Source organism: Dactylosporangium sp. NPDC000555, from assembly GCF_040300025.1.
Lineage (GTDB): Bacteria > Actinomycetota > Actinomycetes > Mycobacteriales > Micromonosporaceae > Dactylosporangium.
In genome coordinates, this window is sequence record NZ_JBEPDB010000025.1 from 62,938 (window position 1) to 82,738 (window position 19,801).

At 72.1% G+C, this 19,801-nt stretch carries 15 protein-coding genes and 1 riboswitch; of the genes, 8 read left to right on the forward strand and 7 right to left on the reverse strand.

Translation table 11 applies throughout. The features are described 5' to 3' along the window. Nucleotide 1: 1 nt before the first annotated feature. The 7 genes from gntD to ABT297_RS17745 are packed head-to-tail and all read left to right on the forward strand — an operon-like array spanning nucleotide 2 to nucleotide 11,607. Entirely contained in the window at nucleotides 2–1,018 is a 1,017-nt protein-coding gene (gene gntD / locus ABT297_RS17715; protein WP_350550312.1) for a guanitoxin biosynthesis L-enduracididine beta-hydroxylase GntD, read from the forward strand. 13 nt (nucleotides 1,019–1,031) lie between these two features. After that, nucleotides 1,032–4,214 (forward strand): non-ribosomal peptide synthetase, encoded by a 3,183-nt coding sequence (locus tag ABT297_RS17720; protein WP_350550315.1) that lies wholly within the window; start codon nucleotides 1,032–1,034, stop codon nucleotides 4,212–4,214. After that, a complete protein-coding gene (locus ABT297_RS17725) occupies nucleotides 4,211–5,365 on the forward strand; it encodes a pyridoxal-phosphate-dependent aminotransferase family protein (RefSeq protein ID WP_350550318.1) in 1,155 nt (384 codons plus the stop codon). Before ABT297_RS17720 ends, ABT297_RS17725 begins: the two co-directional genes overlap by 4 nt. Continuing rightward, the gene (locus ABT297_RS17730; RefSeq protein WP_350550321.1) at nucleotides 5,362–9,057 is read left to right on the forward strand and encodes a non-ribosomal peptide synthetase; all 3,696 of its coding nucleotides are present in this window, start codon (nucleotides 5,362–5,364) and stop codon (nucleotides 9,055–9,057) included. The genes ABT297_RS17725 and ABT297_RS17730 overlap by 4 nt, the downstream gene beginning before the upstream one ends. Then, complete coding sequence (locus tag ABT297_RS17735; RefSeq protein ID WP_502885582.1) at nucleotides 9,054–9,368, forward strand: phosphopantetheine-binding protein; 315 nt, start codon at nucleotides 9,054–9,056, stop codon at nucleotides 9,366–9,368. Before ABT297_RS17730 ends, ABT297_RS17735 begins: the two co-directional genes overlap by 4 nt. Continuing rightward, complete coding sequence (locus tag ABT297_RS17740; protein ID WP_350550323.1) at nucleotides 9,365–10,627, forward strand: cytochrome P450; 1,263 nt, start codon at nucleotides 9,365–9,367, stop codon at nucleotides 10,625–10,627. The genes ABT297_RS17735 and ABT297_RS17740 overlap by 4 nt, the downstream gene beginning before the upstream one ends. Then, nucleotides 10,624–11,607, forward strand: a complete 984-nt coding sequence (locus ABT297_RS17745; RefSeq protein WP_350550326.1) for a thioesterase domain-containing protein — start codon at nucleotides 10,624–10,626, stop codon at nucleotides 11,605–11,607. Before ABT297_RS17740 ends, ABT297_RS17745 begins: the two co-directional genes overlap by 4 nt. Here ABT297_RS17745 and ABT297_RS17750 read toward each other — a convergent pair. From ABT297_RS17750 to ABT297_RS17775, 6 genes are all read right to left on the reverse strand, one after another. After that, nucleotides 11,507–12,448, reverse strand: a complete 942-nt coding sequence (locus ABT297_RS17750) for an alpha/beta fold hydrolase (RefSeq protein WP_350550329.1) — start codon at nucleotides 12,446–12,448, stop codon at nucleotides 11,507–11,509. The genes ABT297_RS17745 and ABT297_RS17750 overlap by 101 nt on opposite strands. A gap of 101 nt (nucleotides 12,449–12,549) precedes the next feature. Beyond that, nucleotides 12,550–12,708, reverse strand: coding sequence for a hypothetical protein (locus ABT297_RS17755; protein ID WP_350550331.1), 159 nt, complete (start codon nucleotides 12,706–12,708; stop codon nucleotides 12,550–12,552). Continuing rightward, complete coding sequence (locus tag ABT297_RS17760; RefSeq protein ID WP_350550333.1) at nucleotides 12,705–15,197, reverse strand: bifunctional lysylphosphatidylglycerol flippase/synthetase MprF; 2,493 nt, start codon at nucleotides 15,195–15,197, stop codon at nucleotides 12,705–12,707. The genes ABT297_RS17755 and ABT297_RS17760 overlap by 4 nt, the downstream gene beginning before the upstream one ends. 8 nt (nucleotides 15,198–15,205) lie before the next feature. Beyond that, nucleotides 15,206–16,513, reverse strand: coding sequence for an alpha/beta hydrolase (locus ABT297_RS17765; RefSeq protein ID WP_350550335.1), 1,308 nt, complete (start codon nucleotides 16,511–16,513; stop codon nucleotides 15,206–15,208). Continuing rightward, complete coding sequence (locus ABT297_RS17770; RefSeq protein WP_350550338.1) at nucleotides 16,510–16,878, reverse strand: hypothetical protein; 369 nt, start codon at nucleotides 16,876–16,878, stop codon at nucleotides 16,510–16,512. Before ABT297_RS17770 ends, ABT297_RS17765 begins: the two co-directional genes overlap by 4 nt. A gap of 304 nt (nucleotides 16,879–17,182) precedes the next feature. Then, nucleotides 17,183–17,800, reverse strand: coding sequence for a TetR/AcrR family transcriptional regulator (locus ABT297_RS17775; RefSeq protein ID WP_350550341.1), 618 nt, complete (start codon nucleotides 17,798–17,800; stop codon nucleotides 17,183–17,185). Nucleotides 17,801–17,896: 96 nt separating this feature from the next. On the opposite strand from ABT297_RS17775, the gene ABT297_RS17780 reads away from it, so the two are divergent. Next, nucleotides 17,897–19,297, forward strand: coding sequence for an MFS transporter (locus ABT297_RS17780; protein WP_350550344.1), 1,401 nt, complete (start codon nucleotides 17,897–17,899; stop codon nucleotides 19,295–19,297). Between the two features lie 102 nt (nucleotides 19,298–19,399). Here the strand turns inward: ABT297_RS17780 and ABT297_RS17785 are convergent, their stop codons facing one another. Continuing rightward, nucleotides 19,400–19,714: a DMT family transporter gene (locus ABT297_RS17785; RefSeq protein WP_350550347.1), complete on the reverse strand. Its 315-nt coding sequence runs from the start codon at nucleotides 19,712–19,714 to the stop codon at nucleotides 19,400–19,402. A gap of 20 nt (nucleotides 19,715–19,734) precedes the next feature. Continuing rightward, nucleotides 19,735–19,799, reverse strand: a riboswitch (guanidine-III (ykkC-III) riboswitch). Nucleotides 19,800–19,801: the final 2 nt, after the last annotated feature.

The window sequence follows — 19,801 nt, forward strand, 5'->3', positions numbered from 1 at the left end:
GATGCTTGAGATCAACCTGACCGCCGACGAGGTCGCCGCCTGCCGGTCGGTCGTGGATGCGCTGGTGGCGGAGCAGCAGTCGATCGAGGACGAGGCACTGCTCGCCCGGGCGAGCGTGTTCGCTCAGGAACTGCCGCGGCGGCTGCGCGCCGAGCTGAGCCGGTTCCGGCTCAACGAGACCAACGCCGCGGTCCTCATCAGCGGTTACCCGGTGGACGACGAGCGGATCGGGGACACGCCGCGGCATTGGGGGGAACAGAGCACCGGCACCTGCACCATAGCGGAGGACGGGTTCTTCCTGCTCTGTGCCTGCCTGCTCGGGGAGCCGTTCGGCTGGGCGACGCAACAGAACAGCCGGATCATGCATGACATCCTGCCGATCCGGGGCCACGAGAACCTGCAGCTCAACTCCGCGAGCACGGCGAAGATCTGGTGGCACGTCGAGGATGCGTTCCACCCCTACCGGGCCGAGTACGTCGGCATGATGTGTCTGCGAAACCTCGACCAGGTTGCCACCACCTACGCTCCCGTCGACGCGGTGCGGCTGCCCCGCGATGTGCTGGAGGTGCTGTTCCAGCCCCGATTCCAGATCCGTCCCGACGAGTCGCACCGCATCGACTCCGAACGGGTGGAGCAGCTGGCCGAACCGCAGCGGCGAAGCTACGAACGCATCCGCCAGCTGCACCAGCGGCCGGCCCGCATCGCCGTGCTGTTCGGCGACCCGGCCGCGCCATACCTGCGACTGGATCCGTACTTCATGGACCCGGCGGCGGACGACCCACAGGCGCGGGAAGCCCTCGCGGTGCTGTCCGAGCAGCTCGACCTGGCCCTGACCGAGATCAGCCTCGCCGCCGGCCAGGTCCTGTTCGTGGACAACTACCGCGCCGTACACGGTCGCAACCCGTTCCGGCCGCGCTACGACGGCCGCGACCGGTGGCTCAAGCGGCTCAACGTGACCCGGGACCTGCGCAAATCCCGGGACGCGCGGGAGCGCGCCGACTCGCGAGTGCTGTTCTAGACGGGAGCCCGACATGGATTCGGCGGAGCTTGCGGATGCCGAGCTCGCGGCAAGGATCGCCGCGTTGCCACCGCACAAGCGCGTCCTCTTCGAACAGCTGTTGGCGCAGCGGCAGGGGCCGAGCGCGCATGAGCTGTCGGTCACGCAGCAAGGGCTGTTCTTTCTCGACGCGATCACCCCGGGCAGCGCGCTCTACACCATCGCGTGGCGCTGCCGGCTGACCGGTGTGCTCGACCGGGACCGGTTCGTCCGTGCGGTGCGGGCGGTCGTGGCCCGCCACGGCGCGTTGCGCACCCGCTTCGACGTCGGCGACGGCGGGCCGGTCCAGGTGGTCGAGCCGGCGGCGGCGATCGAGGTGCCGGTGGAGGATCTCACCGACTGCCCGCAGCCGCAGCGCGAGGAGCGGCTGCACACCCGGCTCACCGAGTTGGCCTCGGTCGGGTTCGACCTGCGTCGCGGGCCGCTGCTGCGCACCGTGCTGTTCCGCCTCGACCACGACCGGCATGTGCTGGCGCTGCTGGCGCACCACATCATCTTCGACTACGTCTCGACCGAGATCTTCCTCGCCGAGCTCATGCGTGCCTACGACGGCGAAGACCTCGGCTCGCTGCAGCTGCAGTACACCGACTTCGCCCGGTGGCAGCGCGAGTACCTGCGGGGCGAACGGCTCGAGGAGCACCGCGACCACTGGGTTCGCCGGCTCGCCGGTGCCGACGGCCTGCTCGACCTGCCGGCCGACCGGCCGCGCCCGGCGGTCCAGTCCTACCGCGGCGCGTGGTACTCGTTCTCCATTCCAGGCACGACCATGGACGCGTTGCGCGACCTCGCGCGCCGCGAACGGGTCACCCCGTTCATGGTGTATCTGGCGGCGTTCCAGGTGCTGATGCACCGCTGCAGCGGGGCGGGCCGGGTCAACGTGGGCCTCGCCGTCGACACCCGCAACCGGGCCGCGCTGCGACCCGTCATCGGCTACTTCATCAACGCGGTCGTGGCCAGCACCGAGATCGCGCCGGAGTCGTCCTTCGTGGACCTCCTCGATCGGATCCGGCGGGTGTGTCTGGACGTCTACGCGCACCAGGACCTGCCGTTCGACCAGGTCGTCGAGGTTGTCGGCCCGGCACGCAGCCTCAGCTACAACCCGCTGTTTCAGGTGACCTGCGCACTCGACGAGGAGCCGCCGCGCGGGGTGACGGCGGACGGGCTCACCCTCGCCGCGGTCGAGGGCATGCACACCGGGTTGGCGAAGTTCGACCTCTCCTTCGCCGCGATCATGCACTCGACCCACACACAGGTCAACGTCGACTACAACACGGACCTGTTCGACGAAGCGACGGTGGCCCGGCTGGGGCGTTGTTTCGTCACGCTGCTCAACGCCATCGCGCACCACCCGCGGACCGCGATCTCGGCGTTGCCGTTGCTCGACGACGCCGAGCGGCGGGTGCTGACCCGCGAGTGGCCGGTCGGCTCGGCGCTGCCGGCCGTCCCGGCCGTGTCATCACTGGCCGGCGCGCCGGCCCGGGACGAGGGGGCCGGCCGGCTCGCGGTGCTGCGGGCGATCGACCGGTGGGCCAGCCTGCGCCCCGACGCGATCGCGGTGGTCGCCGCCGGCCGGGAGCTGAGTTACGCGGTCCTGCGACACGAGGTCGAGCGGATGGCGGCGGCCCTGGGCGAGCAGGGGATCGGGCCACGGCATGTCGTCGGCGTGCCGGCGTTCGGCGACGCCGGTCTGGTCGTCGCGGTGCTCGCCGTCCTGTCCCGCGGGGCCGCGGTCATGGCCGCCCAGATGTCCGCGGTCGAGTCACTGGCACCCGCGTCGCGGGACGCCGTGGCCGGCCTGCCCTTCGCCGACGGTGCGACGCTCGCGTACCTGCCGGTCGTCGCCGGCCACGGTCCGCTGGCGGTCACCTTCGCGGCGTTGGACGCCGCGATCGCCGCGGCGGCGCAAGAGCTTGGCCTGACCGGCGCCGACCGGGTGGCGGTGCTCAACCCGCTCGGGCACCCGGACGCGCTCTGGGAGCTCGGCGCGGCCCTGCTGGCCGGCGCCACGGTGCAGCTGCCGGACAGCGACGGCTCGACACCGGCGGCGGCACCGACGGTCGCGGTGCTGGCGCGGGGAGAACCGGCCCCGGCCGGGCTCCGGACGGCGGTGACGACGGCCGAAGTCTCGGTCGCCGCCGGGTCCGGCGTGTGCTGGGCCTACGCCCCGCCGGGGGTGTCCGGGCCGGTCGCGTGGACGTCCCGGCCGCTGGATGCATGCGGCGAGCGCTCGATCGGGCGACCCGGACCCGGGGCTCGGCTGTACGTCCTGGACGCCAACCTGCAGCCGCAGCCGATCGGGGTACGCGGCGAACTTTACATCGGCGGCGACCAGGTGGCGCTGGGCTACCCGGACGACGCCGCGCGGACGGCGCGGGCGTTCGTGCCCGACCCCTTCCACAGCGGCGGCCGGCTGTTGCGCACCGGACAGTGGGCCCGCTGGCGGCCCGACGGCACCATCTCGCTGCTTGGGCGGGTGGCCGAACCGTGGCAGGACGAGCACGGCCGGCACGTGCCGACCCGCCGGGTCGCCATGGCGCTGGCCCGCCACCCGGCCGTGGCCGACGCGGCGGTGCTGATCCAGCGCCGCCGGCGCGCGCCGGCGGCGCTCACCGCCTACGTGGTGGCGGCCGAGGGCAGCCAGGCCCCGGGTCTGCGTGAGGTCCAGCGCTTCCTCGGCGGGATGGTTCCCGACTACATGCTTCCCCGTGCCGTCGTGGCGCTGCCCCGGCTGCCGCTCGACGCGAGCGGCGGCGTCGATGCTGACGCGCTCGCGGTGCTCGAACCCGCGGGCGGCGTGGCGAGCACGACCGCGCCGCCACGCACGGCGGTCCAACGGTTGCTCACCGCGGCGTTCGCCCAGCACCTGGCCGTCGACGAGGTCGGCGTCGACGACGACTTCTTCGACCTCGGCGGCCATTCACTGCTCGCCATCCAGTTGCTGTCCTATGTCGGCGAGCTGTTCGGGATGGCGCTGGAGACCTCGCTGCTGTTCCGCGCGGCCACACCAGGCGTCCTCGCCGCCGAACTCGCGCATCGGCTCGGCGGTGAGGAGCAGGCTGAGCAGCTCGCGCAGTCCGTGGAGGCCGTCTTGTCCATGTCGGACGTCGAGGTCCAGCAACGGCTCGCGGCACCGAGCGAGGAGGCGACGCCGGCATGAGGAGCAGGTATCGGCTGATGGTCCCGGGGCCGACGGCCGCGCCGCCGCAGGTGCTCGCCGCCGGGGCGCTGCCGGTTTTCGACGAACGCATCCCGCGCTTCGCCGAGCTGTACGACCGGGTGCTGCACGGACTCCGGCGTGTCTACCTGACCGAGGGCGACGTGCTGGTCTTCACCTCGAGCATGACCGGTGCGTTCGAAAGCGTGGTCCAGAACGTCCTCTCGCCGGGCGATCGGGTGCTGATAGCGAACAACGGCTATTTCGCGCAGCGCTGGGTGGACATGTGCCGGGCCTTCCGGCTGGATGTCGTCGAGCTGACGCACCGGTGGGGGGAGGCGGTCGACAACGAGCGGGTAGCCGACGCCATCGCCCGCGACCCCGCCATCATGGCCGCGGTCTGCGTGCACTGTGAGACCTCGACCGGCGCGCTCAGCGACGTGCGGGAGTTCGGCGCGGCGACCAGGACCGTCGTGTCCATCGTGGATGCGGCGTCCAGTCTCGGGGCGGACGAGCTGCGCACCGGGGACTGGGGCCTCGACGTGGTCATCGGCGGGGGACAGAAGGCGCTGATGACGCCCGCCGGGCTGAGCTTCGTCGCGGTGAGCGAGCGGGCCTGGCACGCGCACGAGCGGGCCACCAGCGCGCGGTTCTACTTCGACTGGGCGGCCACCCGCGAGGCGATCGTCGAGCGCCACGCCACCCCGTTCACCCCGCCGGTGAGCCTGGTCGTACAGCTTGACCAGGCGCTCACCGCGATCCTGGACGAAGGTCTCGAAGCGGTCTGGCGCCGGCATTCGGTGCTCTCCGCCGCGACCCGGGCCGCCGTCGGTGCGCTCGGCCTCGAGCACACGGTGGCCGCCGCACACGCCAGCGGGGCGGTCACCGGCGCACGCCTGCCGGCGCTGCTGGACGCCCGGCTCCTCGTGGCCCACCTGCTCGAACGGTACGGCGTGCAGATCACGGCGGGCGTCGGCGCCGACGCCGCCCGAACCGTCCGGATCGGACATTGCGGATATGTGGACGGTGGCGACGTCGTCAGTGCGGTCGCCGCACTGGAACAGGCGCTGGTCGATCTCGGGCACCGGGCGACGCTCGGCACGGGCGTGGCCGCGGCACAGCGCGTACTGGCCGGACAGGAGATCCTCCGATGACCGCGACGGCGACGACGATGGGCGACCTCGCCGGGCCGGCGCGCGACTTCGGCCGCGGCGAGGTGGTCCACGACGTCATCGCGGATCGGGTGCGGCGCACCCCGTGGGCGGTGGTGGCCGAGCATGACGGCGCCGTGCTGACCTACGGGCAGCTGGACGAGCTCTCCGCGGCGCTGGCAGCGCGGCTGCGCGGGCTAGGGGTAGCGCTGGAGGGGCGGGTCGCGGTGATCGCGCCGCCGTCGCGCGAGATCCTCGTGGCCGCCGTCGGCGTGATGCGCGCCGGCGCGGCGTGGGTGCCGATCGACCCCGACTACCCGCCGGAACGGATCGCGCTGCTGTTAGCCGACTGCACGCCGGATGCCATCGTCTGCACCGCGGGGGTCGCCGATCGGGTGCCCGGATCCGCGCCGCCCGTCGTGATCGTCGATGCGGACGCCGAGCCCGGCGTGACCGCCGAGGTCACCGCGGCCATCGACCCGGCGGCGCCGCCCGTCGATCCGGCGAACGCGGCATGCGTGATCTACACCTCCGGCTCCACCTCCTCGCCGAAGGGGGTGGTGATCACGCATCGCGGGCTGGTCAACCTGGCGTTGCTGGCCGCTGAGCGCTTCGCCCTGCGGCCGGGACACCGCTTCCTCCAACTGGCCTCGGTCAGCTTCTCCGCGTTTCTGGAAGAGGTGTTCCCGTCCGTACTGACCGGAGCGACCGTCGTGTTCGCCGGCTACCGCAAGGCGATGCAGTCGATCCCGGGGTTCCTCCAGATCGTGCGTGACAGCGGGGCGAGCGCCTTCGGCATCACCACCGCCTACTGGCAGGAACTGGTCGAGCAGCTCGACGAGTCGCAGCAGCGCCTGCCGGCGACGGTGCGGATGGTGCTCATGGGCGGCGAGGCCGTGCGGGCGGACGCGGTGGCCCGCTGGCCGCGGCTCGGGGTGGCGCTCGTGCACGTGTACGGACCGACGGAGGCGACCGCCACCGCGACCTACTTCCACAGCGGCGAGCACGACCAGCGGCTGTTGCGGACCGGGCGGCTGCCGATCGGCAGCCCGGTGGCGAACATGACGGTACGGCTGCTGGACGATCGGTTGCTACCGGTCACGGGCGGCGAGCCGGGCGAGGTCTACATCGCCGGCATCGGGCTCGCCCGTGGTTACCACGCGGCCCCCGGCGCCACCGCGTCCCGATTCGTGCCCGACCCGTACGGGCCGCCGGGCACCCGGATGTATCGCACGGGCGACCTGGCGGCCCGCCGCGACGACGGCAACCTCGAGTTTCTCGGGCGCATCGGCACCGGGAGCGCCGCGGAGGTGAAGCTCCGCGGGGTGCGGTTCCAGCCCGCCGAGGTCGAAGCGGTGCTCGAGTCGCACCCCGGTGTACGCCGCGCCGTGGCCCAGGTGCGGCAGGTCGGCGCGCTCCGCCAGGCGCTCGTCGCCTATCTCGTCGCGCAGTCGGAGCAGGTCCCGAGCGTGTCCGCCCTGCGCGAGCATGCCGCCGCCCGGCTGCCGGCCGCGCTGGTACCGGCCCGCTTCGTCGTTGTTGACCGGATCCCGTTGTCGGCCAACGGGAAGACCGACTACGCGGCGCTGCCCGAGCCCGACCTGAGCCGGCCGGCGCTCGACACCCCGTGGGTCGAGCCGCGGAACCAGACGCAGCGGCGGGTGGCCGAGGTGTGGTCGCAGGTGCTCGGGGTGGCGAGCCCTGGCGCGCACGACAGCTTTGTCGAGCTGGGCGGCGACTCGCTGGCCGCCACGCGGGTGCTCGCCCGGCTCGGCGACATCTTCGGGATCCGGCTGCGGGTCGGCGACACGCTGCGGGCGGGCAGCGTGCAAGCGCTGGCCCGGCTCATCGACGAGCAGCGCGCGGCCGGGAGCGAGGCGCACGACGACCTGCCCCAGGCACGCCGGCGCGCGCAGCTCGTGGCCAACGCGCTGCGCGACCGCGCGGCGCCGCCCGGGGCGAACCTGCTGTCCGTGAGCCAGCAGGGGCTATGGGTGCTGCACGGGCTCAGCCCGGACAACCCGCGCTACAACGTCGCGATCCGGCTCCGGCTGAGCGGGGCCGTGGATGTCACCCGGCTCGCCGATGCGGTCGCGCGGGCCGGTGCCCGCCACCGGACGCTGGGCAGCGTCTTCACCACGGTGGACGGATATGCGCTGCAGGTGCTCCCATCGGCCGGCGCCGGCGCGGTGACCCTGCGCCCGGTGGACCTGCGCGGTCTCGATCCCGCGACCCAGGTGGCACAGGCCGACCAGTTGATCACCGAGGAAGCGGCCGCGCCGTTCGACCTCGCCGCGGGGCCGGTCTGCCGGATGTCGCTGTACCTGCTCGGCGACGACGAGTTCGAGCTCACCATCCAGGCACATCACCTCGTCTTCGACGGATGGTCCGCGCGGGTGCTGCTCGACGACATCTTCACCGAGTACGCCGGACGCGGCGCACCGGCACCCGAGCTGAGTTACGCCGACTTCGCGGCACTGCAACGGGAACGGCTGCGCGGGGAGCACCTGGACCGGCTCGAGCGGTACTGGGCGAAGGCGCTGGCGCACGCCCCGCAGCGGCTCGAGTTGTCGCAGCGCCAACGTCCGGACACCTTCGATCGCGCGGGCGAGAGCATCCGGATGCCCCTGGACCCGCAACTGCTCGGCGCACTCACGGCGTTGGGGCACGAAGAGGACGCCACCCTGTTCATGGTGGCCCTGGCCGGCTTTTACGTGATGCTGCACCGGCACAGTGGCGCGACCGACCTCCTGATCGGCACACCGTTCGGCAATCGGCCCGGGGCCGGGTTCGATCGGGTGGTCGGATTCTTTGTCAACACCATCGTGCTGCGGGCCGACCTGCGGGGCGAGCCCAGCTACCGCGACGTGATCCGGCGAGTACGGTCGACCTGCCTGGACGGGTACGAGCACGGCGAGCTGCCGTTCGACCTGCTCGTCGAGCGGCTCGCCCCACCGCGCCGGCGAGGTGAGAACCCGTTGTTCCAGGTCGCCTTCAGCCTCGACTCGGCGCCGGGTGCGAGCAGCCACACACCCGGCGTCATCCTGCACCAGGGCCGGCTGGTCGCGACCGGCTCGGCCATGTTCGACCTGACCTGGCTGGTCGAGCTCCAGCCCGGCGGGGGAATGGTGGTTGCCGCCGAGTTCGACACCGCACTCCTGCGCGCCGATGAGGTCGCGGCGATGGTGACGACCTACCGGGAGGTGCTGCGGACCATGACCGCGCAGCCGGATCGGTCGATCACCGCCTCGATCGATCGGGATGAGGCCGGCCTGTCGGCAGCCGACGGGGCGGACGCGGTCGAGCGCTTGCTGAGCGCGATGTGGTCGGAGGCGTTCGACGGCGTCGCGGTCGGCCCGCACGACGACTTCTTCGAGATCGGCGGGTACTCCCTGCTCGCGTCCCAGCTGTGCACCCGCATCGGCGAGCAGCTGGGGGTGCGGATCGAACTGCGCACGTTCTTCGAGTCGCCCACGATCGCCGCGCTGGCCGAACGGGTGCGCCAGCAGCGTGCCGCCGAGCCGAGCCCGCAACCGAGCCTGGCCGCGCAAGCCGGGCCGGCCGGAACCGGACGGTCGCTGCGCGACCTGCTCGACGAGATCGAGAGCCTGTCCGACGACGACGTCGTGGCCGCCGCGAACGGCCCGGACCCGACGCCTGCCCCGCCCGCTCGCAGCGAAGTGGTGAACCCATGAACCCTCCCGAATCACTCGGTGTCACGGGCCGGCAGGACCTGCCTCTGAGCTCGGCCTATGCGCCCCCGCGCGGCGAGTTGGAGTCGGCCCTGGCCGAGCTGTGGTCCGGCCGGCTCAACGTCGACCCGGTCGGCGTCGACGACGACTTCTTCGAGTTGGGCGGGCACTCCCTGATGGCCGTCGAGCTGTTGCTCGACATCCAGGCACGCCTGGGCATCGAGGTGAGTGCCGTGACCCTGTTCCTGCGGCCGACGGTCCGGCAGCTGGCGACGATCATGACCGGGCCGGACGAGGTTGGGGACCAGCCGTGAGAACCGCGCCCGCGCCCGACGTCGCCGCGGTCGACATCGGCGTCGATTTCACCGACCCGGCCGTCTTCCGGGACGGCAACCCGCACGCGGTCTGGCACGCCATGCGCGAGCGCGACCCGGTGCACTGGCATCCGCCGACCGGCTCGCGGGTGGGGTACTGGTCCGTCACCCGGTACCGCGACGTCGAAGCCGTGCTCCGAGATCACCGCACCTTCACGTCGGAGGGCGGCACGCTGCTGGCCTTGCTGGGCGAGCCCGACCCGGCCAGCCGCCAGCAACTGTCCGCGACGGACCCGCCGCGGCACACCCAGATGCGTGCCCCGCTCCAGCGTGCGCTGGTCGGCGGGCGCACCGATCGGCACCAGGATCTGCTGCGCGAGCACGCGCGCCGGCTGCTCGACCCGATGCGCTCCGGCGAGCCGTTCGACTTCGCCGCCGCGATGCACGAGCTACCGGTGGTCATGTTCGGCACGCTCATGGACCTGCCGAGCAGCGACTGGGCCTGGCTTGCCCAGCGGGCGGAGACCGCGATCGCGCCGGACGATCCGCTCTACCGGCTGCCGGCGGGGGCACAGGCCACGGCGCAGCGCGCGCACCGGGAACTCTTCGCGTACTTCCAGGACATGGCGACCGCGCGGGCCCGCCGGCCGGGCGACGACCTGCTCAGCCTGCTGCTCACGATGCACGTCGACGGCCGGCCGCTCGACCGCGGCGCCGTCATGGCCAACTGCTACCTGCTGCTCATCGGCTCGACGGTCACGGTGCCGGAGGTACCGAAGGTGGCACTGCTCGAGTTGATCGCCACGGGCGGCTACGAGGCCTGGGCCACTCAGCCGGACCTGCTGGGCAGCGGCATCGAGGAAGCCCTGCGCTGGGCCTCGCCCGCGAACCACGTGCTGCGTTATGCCACGTGCGACACGCGCATCGGCGACGTCTCGATTCGCGCCGGCGACGCGGTCGTGGTCTGGTACGGCTCGGCGAACCGCGACCGGGAGGTCTTCGACGAGCCCTTCACGTTCGACGTGCGCCGCCACCCCAACCGCCATCTCACCTTCGGCTCGGGCGCGCACTACTGCGTCGGGTTCGCGGTGGCCCGGATGACCCTGCGGACGCTGTTCGAAGAGCTGTTCGCGACCTTCGAGACGATCGAGCTGGCCGGCGAGGTCACCCACATCGCCTCCAACTTCGTCGCCGGCATCACCAGCCTGCCCGTGGCCGCGCGCACACGCGGCGCGATATCCGTGGGGGAGAGAGCATGAGCAGCCCGGAGCACGCCGGCGCGGTCCGCAAGTCACCCTGGCTGCTGCGCCCGCCGAGCGAGGACGCCCAGGCGCGACTGTTCTGCCTGCCGTACTCCGGCTGCGGAGCGAGCATGTACCGGCGGTGGCCCCGGACGGTGGACGGGCTGGAGATCTGCCCGATCCAGCTGCCCGGGCGGGAGAACCGGATGCGGGAGACGCCGTACGCCACGTACGAACAGCTCGCCGCGGACCTCATCGAGGCCCTACTTCCGTACCTGGACCGGCCGTTCGGCTTCTTCGGTCACTGTGGCTCGGCCTTGATCGCCTACGAAACGGCCGTGCAACTGGAGCGCGGTGGCGCCGCCACGCCGGCGTGTGTCTTCGTCTCGTCCCAGGTCGCGCCGCACGAAGGGCCGTACGGCACCTACCTGACCATGGACGACGAGCAGCTCGGTGCGGAACTCGAGGACCTCATCCGGCAGATGGGCGGCACACCGACGCCCGATCTGGTGGAGCTGTGTCTGGGCGTGATGCGCGCCGATGTGGACGCCAACGCCCGGTACAAGATGGCGCAGCCGGTGCGCCTGCGGGGCCCGCTGGTAGCGATCGGCTGGGACAGTGACACCAACGTCCGGCAGGAGCTGATGGGCGGGTGGGCGGACTGCAGCGGGGCCGCCGACGCGGTCGTCCTCCCCGGTGCGCACTTCGAGTTCCTGCGGTTTCCGGCGCCGCTGCAAGCGACCTTCCTCGCCTACCTCGGGCTCGAGGCCGCGCAGCCGTCGTGGCGGGTGAGCGTCGACGCGGACAGCTGTGTCGGCTCGGGGACCTGCGTCTCAGTCGCGCCGGATCGCTTCCAGTTCGACGACGAGGACCGTTCCCGCCCACGCCACAGCGTCGTCACCGAACTCGACGTGGTGGAGCTGGCCGCTGAGATGTGCCCGACGGCGGCGATCCGGCTCTCCGCGCTGGCCACACGCGATCGAGAAAGTCGGCGATGAGCGGGGCGATCTGCGGGAGGTGGGTTTCGAGGGCGAAGTGGCCGGTGTCGAACAGGTGCAGTTCGGCGTCGGGTACGTCGCGTAGGTAGGCACGGGCACCGGGCTCGGGGAAGAACGGGTCGTTGCTGCCCCAGGTGATGAGGGTGGGCGGGGTGTGCTCGCGTAGCCACGCCTGCCAACGGTCGTAGCGTTCGACGTTGGAGTGGTAGTCGAACGCCAGCGCCAGCTGCGCCTGGGTGCGGCCGGGCAGGTCGAGGAAGTGCTGGTCGAGGGTCCAGCCGTCGGGCGCGATGAGGCTGGGATCGGCGACGCCGGTCTCGTACTGGCCGCGGGTGCCGGACAGGGTCAGCAGGTCCCGAACGGCTGCTTCGGCGCCGGGTGTCTGCGGGCGCAAGGCGATGAAGTCCCGGGCGCCGTCCGAGAGCCCCTCGGTGTAGGCGTTGCCGTTCTGTACGACCAGTCCCGCGATCCACTCGGGGTGCCGCTCGGCGAGCCGGAAGCCGACCGGGGCGCCGAAATCAAAGACGTACATCACGAACCGGTCGAGGCCGAGCCGCTGGACGAAGCCTTCGGTGATGTCGGCCAGGCGATCGAAGGAGTACGTGAAGCCGTCGGGCGCCTGGGTGTGGCCGAAGCCGGGGTAGTCGGGGGCGATCAGCCGGTATCGCGCGCCGAGGGCGTCGATGAGGCGGCGGAACTGGTGGGAGGCGGACGGGAAGCCGTGCATCAGCAGCAGCACGGGCGCGTCGGGACGGTCGGGGTGCGACTCGCGGTAGAAGACACGGACGCCGTCGACGTCCAAGTGGCGGTGCGTGGTCCGGGCGATCGGTGGAATCGACATGCCTAATGCCTCTCGGTAGCGAAGACACATTAGGTATACCGATCGTCGATCTAACGTGTCAACACCGAGATGTAGCATTAGCGGCGTGAGTGGTGGTTGCCTCAGCCGGTCGGGCGGTCGCTGATCCAGCGGGCGGCGAGCAGCCCCGACAGGGCGGTCAGCACGGCAGCCGCGACGACGGTCGCGTTGATGTTCCCCGCCGTCGCCGCGGCCGCCAGCCGAGCGTGACCGGACGCTGCCGCCGACGCGGCAAGGTTCACGCTCCTGCCACGGTCGGATCAGTGCCGGCGGGGGCGGGCGGCCGGCGGGCGGGCCACGTCGCACGCAGGGCCTGGCGGAGCAGGCGCACGCTCTGCGCCGGCGTGAGGCGCGGCAGGTAGGCGCGTGTCACGGCGTTGCAGATCGTTGGAAGAGCGGCTGGGTCGGGGTAGGCCAGCAGCAGTGGCCGGTACTCCGGCTGGAACTTCGCCTTGAAGGCCAGCAGGGAGCGGAAACCGTACATCGGCTCGAGGGTGCCGCCCAGCCGGTGCAGCAGGTGCGCCAGGCCGCTGGGGGGCGGGGCGTCGCGGCGGGCGAGCGGAGCTCCGGACAGGCTCAGGAACTCCGCGCCCTCCTCCTGGCACCGGAGGGCCGCGGAGGCGATGAGCAGCTCCATGACGCCGTTGAAGCCGTCCGGGCGCCGGCGCATCATGTCCAGCGTCCAGCCGACCACCCGGCCCTGGCGATACACCGGCAGCCAGCTCGTGACGGCGTGAACGCGCCCGTCCCGGTCGACCGCCAGCAGGCACCGCACCTCGTCGTCGCGCACCTCGTCGAGGCCGCCCAGGGTGAACCCCATCTCCGGCAGGCCCTTGCCCACGACCCAGGCGTCGGAGATCGTCCGCACCTGCGCGGCGATCTCCGGGGGCGCCTCGCTGAAGCGGTACCACCGTGCCTCGATGCCCTCGCGACCGGCGCGGTTGAGCGCGGTACGCACGTCCTGCCACCGCCGGCCGCGGAAGGCCAGCCCGGGCAGGGGCAGCACCGTCTCCTCCGCGACCTGGACCAGGCCCCAGCCGTTGTCGCGCAGCGAATCCGCGCACTCCTCGGTGATGCCGTAGAAGCACGGCGTCCAACCGCGCTCGAGGCAGTACCGGCTGTACTCCTGCATGGCGGCGGCACGCGTGGCCGGGTCGCCGACCGGCCCGCCGAGGGTGAGCGCGACGGACGAGTTGAGGCGGTACGCCAGCACGGCGCGCCCGTCGTCGCTGAACCAGTAGCTGTTGCCGCGCCAGGTGACCATGTACGACAGCGAGTCGCCGCCGTGCTCGACCAGCAGGCGCCGGGCCCGGGCCGCGTCGCCACCGGCCTGTTCGGGCTCGTCGCCGAAGTAGCTGCGCGCGATCCCGGTGAGCAGCGCCAGCCAGGCCGCCGTGCCGATCCAGCCGTGCAACACCTGCGCCAGTGCCCCGCGGGGCACGAACGCGGGCGGGAAAAGGTCGAGGTACCCGATCGGCAGGAACCGCAGCGGCAGGTCGGCCAGCAGCTGCCCGACCGTCGGTGCCGGGTCGAACTGGTGGCGCAGCAGGTACCCGCCGACGAGGTAGGCGACGGCCGCCGCCGCGGCTCCGCCGGCACCGAGCAGCCACAGCGCCCGGCGCCGCGGCCGCGCCGGCACGAGCGGGAAGCTGCCACGCAACGCCAGCAGCAGGCCCGCGACCAGCAGCGGCTGTGCCACGGCGGCGACGACGGACACCGTCTCCGCCGGCGCTTCGGGCGACTGGGCGGAGTCGTCCAGCCGCAGTACCAGATCGAACGCCAGCGCGCCGAGCCCGGCGAGCGCGAGGTTGGTGACCACGGCGAGGCGCAGCGCGAAGCGCCGCCCGCGCCGCAAGCCCTCCGCGGCGAGCAGCAGCAGGGCGACGGGCAGGATCGACAGCAGCAACGACCCCAGGCCGGTGGTGTCGCGCAGCTGGGCCAGCATCGTGTGGCACTGGTCGATCAGCTCCGGGTCGCCGCAGGCGATGTTCACGTCGGCGAGCTCGGGTGGCAGTGCGAGCACGATGTACCGAAGCGGCGCCAGCGGCCCGCTCGGGCGCGCCATCAGCGTGGCGACCAAGGGCCCGACCGCACAGGCCGCGACCGTCAGTGCCAGCTGCACCCGGACCTCGGGGCGGGTGGGAGGCCCGGCGGCCGGCGGATCGCCGCGCCGGAGCAGCCGGCCCAGCGGCAGGCCCGCCAGACCGGCGATGAACGCCACCAAGTCGGTGGGGCGGCCGGCGTACAGGACAAGCATGACCAGCGCGACCACGAGCACCAGCCGCAGCCGCCGCCGCCACAACGGCGCCAGCACGGCGCTGCCGGCGAGAGCGAGTCCGAGCGCCGCCGGCGCCGGCCCGATCACCGTCGGCCCGTCCGGCGCGGGAATCCACCAGCCGGGCACGGCAGGCGCGGACGCGAGCACGAGCGCCCCCAGCGGTACCGCCACGACCTGCATCGCCAGCCAGACGGCCGCCGTGCGCAGGGTGCCGATCCGGCGCTCCATGGGGGCCACGAGCGCGACGACGGCCAGCGTGGCGACCACGTACCCGGTCAGGTTCGGGCAGTACAGCGCCGAGGTCAGCGGCGTCCACCAGTGCGGCGGCCATTGCCCGATGCCGACGGCGGCGGCCAGCCCGCCGCTCGGCCCGTGCCGCAGCGTGCCGGAGGCGGCGCCCACCAGCCACAGTCCGAGGATCAGCGCCGTGCAGAACGGGGCTGACCGCAGCATCGAGCGGTTCATCCGGCGATGAGTCCGATCCGCGCTGCCAGCTGCGGCAGTGCGGCGACCAGGCCCGGGCCCCACACCTGCCAGTTGTGCCCGCCCGGGGGCTCCCACCACTGCACGGTCATCCCGGCCCGCTCGCACGCGGCCCGGACAGCCCGCTGCTGCGGCCCGTACTCGCCGTCATCCCGCCCGACGACCATCAGCATCGTGGTGGTGGGAAAACGTTGCGTGGCAAGGATGTCGAGCGGGTTGACCCGGGTAAAGGCCGCGGCGTCCCCGCCGAAGGCCGCGGAGACGGTCATGGCCCGGTCGCCCAGGGTCGGCTCGCTCTGGCCCGAGAGGTCCAACAGCGTCCGGTACCGGTCGGGCCGTCGCACGCCCAGCTGGAGCGCGCAGGTGCCGCCGTAGGAGAAACCGCCGACGGCCCAGTGCCGCACGTCCGGGTCGACCTCGAAGTGCGACCGGATCCAGGAGGGCACGTCCTCGGTGAGGTACGTCTCGACGTTGCCGAGGCGGGAGTCGAGGCAGAGCGGATTCGCCATGGTGGAGCCCAGGGCGTCGGGCATCACCACCAGTGGTGCCAGGCCGTCGTGCTCGCGGGCGAAACGGTCCATCACCTGGTCGACCTGGCCGCCGTCGAGCCAGTCGCGCGTGCTGCCCGGCTGGCCGGAGAGCAGCACCAGCACCGGCAGTACGGCGCGCTCGGTCGCGAGGTAGGCCGGCGGGAGGTACACCCAGGCCGGCCGCGCGGAGAAGCCCGACTTCTCACCGGGGATGGGCGCGCTCAGCAGCCGCCCGCTGGCGGGCAGGTAGGCCGGCCGCCGCCAAACCGCGGCCAGCGGCCGGTCCGGCACCGGCTCGACGCTGTGGCGGGCGTGCGGCTCCACGTCCTCCAGCCGGATCTTGTTGGCCGGTCGAAGGCCGAGCGCGGCGCGCACCGTGCTGTACTGGCCGTACAGGCCGTTGATCGCCAGCCCGCTGCCCAGCAATGTCGCCGCCGCGGCCAGCACCGCCACGCCCCGCAGCCGCCATCCCGTGCCCGGCCAGCACACCACCGCCAGCCCGGCACCGGCGAGCCCGAACGCGACCCAGCCGAGCACCTCGGCCGGGAGGTGGTCGGGGAATGGCCGCCACACGTTGTCGACATACCACCCGCCGGCGGTGCTGAGCGCCACGGCCGACCCGCAGGCGACCAGTCCCCAGCGGATCCGCCCGCGGCCCGCGCGGTACAGCAGCATGGCCATCCCGGCCGCGGCGGTTACCCCGACAACGATCGGCAGCCCGCCGCGCACCAGTGACCAATCCAGCGGCGAAGTCATCGGGCGTGGGCCTCCGCGGATCGGGCGACGAGCGGCGACAACCAGGTCACGTCCTGTGCGGGCTGGCGCTTGTACGACGGGCGCCGCCTCGGGCAGTGCCACTTCAGCCGCCGGTCGGGTGCCGGGCCAGCATTGTGCTGCTCGTTCGTCCGTCCTGCAGCCGGTGACGCGTGCGTGCAGGCCGACCGGCGGCAGGACGCCCGGGGCGAGGCGGTCGGGGCCGACGGACCGGCGCAGGTGGCCGTCGTGTGATCGGTGAACACCATTGCCGGGCTGTTCCACTTGCCGGCGTCGCCGACCAGGTCCACCCCCACGCCCAGCGTGACGACGGCACCTAACATCGCCGCTACGGTACGTGTTCGCATGCCTTCTCCTCAACCCCCGTCGGCATTTCCCGTTGATAGACGAATGAGTGGTGCGGATCGGTTCCCTCGGTGAACGGTTGGTGAGTTTCCGCTCCTTTGCGGCGGTGCGCCGACGCCGGCCGGCGTCGCGCGGTTCACGGTGGGATATCGCGACCCGGACAAGCCGCTCCAGTATGCCGATACATACGGCGATCATTTCGCCGGTCGACCACTCGGAACGTTCGCCATGTGTTCAGCAGGGCATCTTGAAATCTCTCGATGGCCCGCACCCAACGGTCTTTGTCGAGGAGTACACCGTTTGTCACTAAGCGTGCAGGGGTGAGGTCTGGCCTCCCTGTGTCGCCGGTACCACGCATACGGCCAAGGCCATCTCGGCGACGAAACGTGGCGCATCCGTCGTATCGAGCCGCCCGGTCGCGACGTCGGTCGCCGCGCCGTGCAGGATGTGGTGCAAGACGCTCGCCAGCAGGTCGGCCGGAATGTCGGCCCGGAAAACGCCTTCGGCCTGGCCGCGGCGGATCAGATCATGAACCCGCTGCTCCGGTTTGGCGTGCAGTTGCTGCACCTGGCCGGGGGGCAGAACCGTCTGCGCCGCCTGCAGGACCGAGGACGCCTGGGCAATCAACAGCCAGCCGGACTCCATAAGCGCCCGCAGCCCGTCGCCGGGATCGCCGGCGAGGTCGATGGCCTCCAATACCTTGTCGCCCTCGGCCAGTAGGCGCACCAATGCCGCTTCGACCAGGGCCTCTCGGGACGGGAAGTGCCCGTACAGAGTTACCCTGCCGACCCCCGCCTCCCGCGCGATGTCGTTCATGCTCGCCTCCGGATCGCGCCCGAGGCGGGCGATCGCCGCCCGCACGATCCTCTCGGCGTTCTGCCGCGCGTCCGCCCGGCGGGCCGACCCGGCAACGGAGTGAGCCATACAACTTCCTTAAGTCAAACAGTGGGTGTACGAGCTACAGTACGCGGACGTAAGTTGAACACTACCTGTATGACTTAAGCGTCCGGAGGCGATCACGTGTCCGAGTCCAGGACCGCAACCACCTCGGCAGCCGGCTCGACCGGCAGCCCCTATCCGCAACGCTGGCGAATCCTCGGGCTGGTCGGCGTCGCGCAACTCATGCTCATCCTCGACGTCACCGTCGTGGCCGTCGCACTGCCACACATGGGCGCAGACCTCGACCTCCGGCGGGAAACCCTCACCTGGGTGGTCAGCGGCTACACGCTCGCGTTCGGCGGACTGCTGCTGCTCGGCGGCCGCGCCGCTGACCTGTTCGGGGCCCGCCGGCTCGTCCTCGCCGGTCTCCTGCTGTTCGCGGCGGCATCGCTCACCGCGGGGCTGGCCTCCTCCGGGCCGATGCTCCTCGCCGGCCGGGTGGCCCAGGGCATGGCCGCCGCCATGCTGTCACCGGCGGCGCTGTCGCTCATCGTCACGATCTTCGAGGGCGACGAACGCAACCGAGCGCTCGGCATCTGGTCGGCGCTCGGTGGCAGCGGCGCCGCACTCGGCGTCCTGCTCGGCGGGCTGCTCACCGCTGGACCGGGCTGGGCATGGGTCTTCTACGTCAACGTCCCGGTCGGGCTCGTGCTGCTGTTCACGCTCCGGGGCCAGCTGCCGGTGCGGCCGGCACCCGCCGCCAGAGCTGCCCTCGACGTCCCCGGCGCGGCCCTGGTGACCGCGGCGACCGCGGCCCTGATCTACACGCTGATCAGGGCCGGCGACCACGGCTGGGTCACCTGGCCCACCGCCGTGCTGCTGCTCGTGTCGGCGGTCCTCTATGGCGCATTCGTGGCGCGCCAACGCCTCGCCGCAAACCCGCTGATGAGCCTGCGGCTGCTGACCCGCAGGCCCGTGGCGACCGGCACCCTGTTGATCCTCGTCGCCGCCGCACTCATGATCATGATTCTGTTTCTCGGCACGTTCGCCTTGCAGGGGCACTACGGCTACGGCGCGCTGGCCACCGGCCTGCTCTTCCTTCCCGTCGCGCTGTCCACCATGCTCGGCGCGAACGTGGCCGGGCGCATCATCGGCCGCACAGGGCCCCGCGCCCTGGCGGTGGCCGGGCTGGTCGTTGCCGCCGCCGGTCTGGCCGTCCCCGCGCTCTGGACCGGAACGGTAGCCCTGGTGACCGGTATAGCGGTGACGGCCCTCGGCACCGGGCCGCTGTTCGTGGTCGCCTCCGCCACCGCGCTGGGCCAGGTGGCGCCGCACGAAGCCGGCCTGGCCTCCGGAATCGTCAGCACCTTCCACGAGTTCGGCGCCTCGCTCGGCGCCGCCGTCATATCGAGCACGGCCGCCGCCAGCATCGCCGGCACCGGCACGGACGGGTTCTCCCGCGGTTTTGCCACAGGTGCCGTCGTCGCCGTCGTCACCGCCGTCGCCGTGCTCGCGATCGCACCGAGCGCCCGGTCCAGGTGACCAGCCAACCGGGCGGGCCGTCGGCGGGACCTGACCGGGCTTGGACTTCGTGTGGATCCGCGGGCTTCGGATGCCGCTTTCGGCATCCGAAGCCCGCTGCGATCAGTGGAACACCTTCAGCCCGACGACCCCGGCGATGACCAGCAGGAGCGACAGGATGCGCAGGGCGTTGGCGGACTCGCCCATGAAGAACATCCCCGCGAGCGCGGTGCCTGCCACGCCGATGCCCACCCACACCGCGTAACCGGTGCCGATCGGGATGGTGCGCAGCGCATAGCCGAGCCCGATCATGCTGCCGATCAGGCCGACCACGAAGACCAGCGACGGGGTGAGGCGAGTGAAGCCTGCCGACTTCGACAGCGCCACCGCCCACACGGATTCCAGGAGCCCGGAAACGATCAGAACGAACCAAGGCATGACGACCTACAACCTTCAGGAACGGTCGTCTTTGCAGGCCGGGTACGACTCGCCTCGTCCGGGAACACCGCTGCAGCGGCTTCGCTT

Coding starts and splice junctions, on each gene's coding strand:
- gntD (WP_350550312.1), top strand. CDS start 2: ATGCTTGAGATCAACCTGACCGCCGACGAGGTCGCCGCCTGCCGGTCG.
- ABT297_RS17720 (WP_350550315.1), top strand. CDS start 1,032: ATGGATTCGGCGGAGCTTGCGGATGCCGAGCTCGCGGCAAGGATCGCC.
- ABT297_RS17725 (WP_350550318.1), top strand. CDS start 4,211: ATGAGGAGCAGGTATCGGCTGATGGTCCCGGGGCCGACGGCCGCGCCG.
- ABT297_RS17730 (WP_350550321.1), top strand. CDS start 5,362: ATGACCGCGACGGCGACGACGATGGGCGACCTCGCCGGGCCGGCGCGC.
- ABT297_RS17735 (WP_502885582.1), top strand. CDS start 9,054: ATGAACCCTCCCGAATCACTCGGTGTCACGGGCCGGCAGGACCTGCCT.
- ABT297_RS17745 (WP_350550326.1), top strand. CDS start 10,624: ATGAGCAGCCCGGAGCACGCCGGCGCGGTCCGCAAGTCACCCTGGCTG.
- ABT297_RS17750 (WP_350550329.1), bottom strand. CDS start 12,448: ATGTCGATTCCACCGATCGCCCGGACCACGCACCGCCACTTGGACGTC.
- ABT297_RS17760 (WP_350550333.1), bottom strand. CDS start 15,197: ATGCTGCGGTCAGCCCCGTTCTGCACGGCGCTGATCCTCGGACTGTGG.
- ABT297_RS17765 (WP_350550335.1), bottom strand. CDS start 16,513: ATGACTTCGCCGCTGGATTGGTCACTGGTGCGCGGCGGGCTGCCGATC.
- ABT297_RS17770 (WP_350550338.1), bottom strand. CDS start 16,878: ATGCGAACACGTACCGTAGCGGCGATGTTAGGTGCCGTCGTCACGCTG.
- ABT297_RS17775 (WP_350550341.1), bottom strand. CDS start 17,800: ATGGCTCACTCCGTTGCCGGGTCGGCCCGCCGGGCGGACGCGCGGCAG.
- ABT297_RS17785 (WP_350550347.1), bottom strand. CDS start 19,714: ATGCCTTGGTTCGTTCTGATCGTTTCCGGGCTCCTGGAATCCGTGTGG.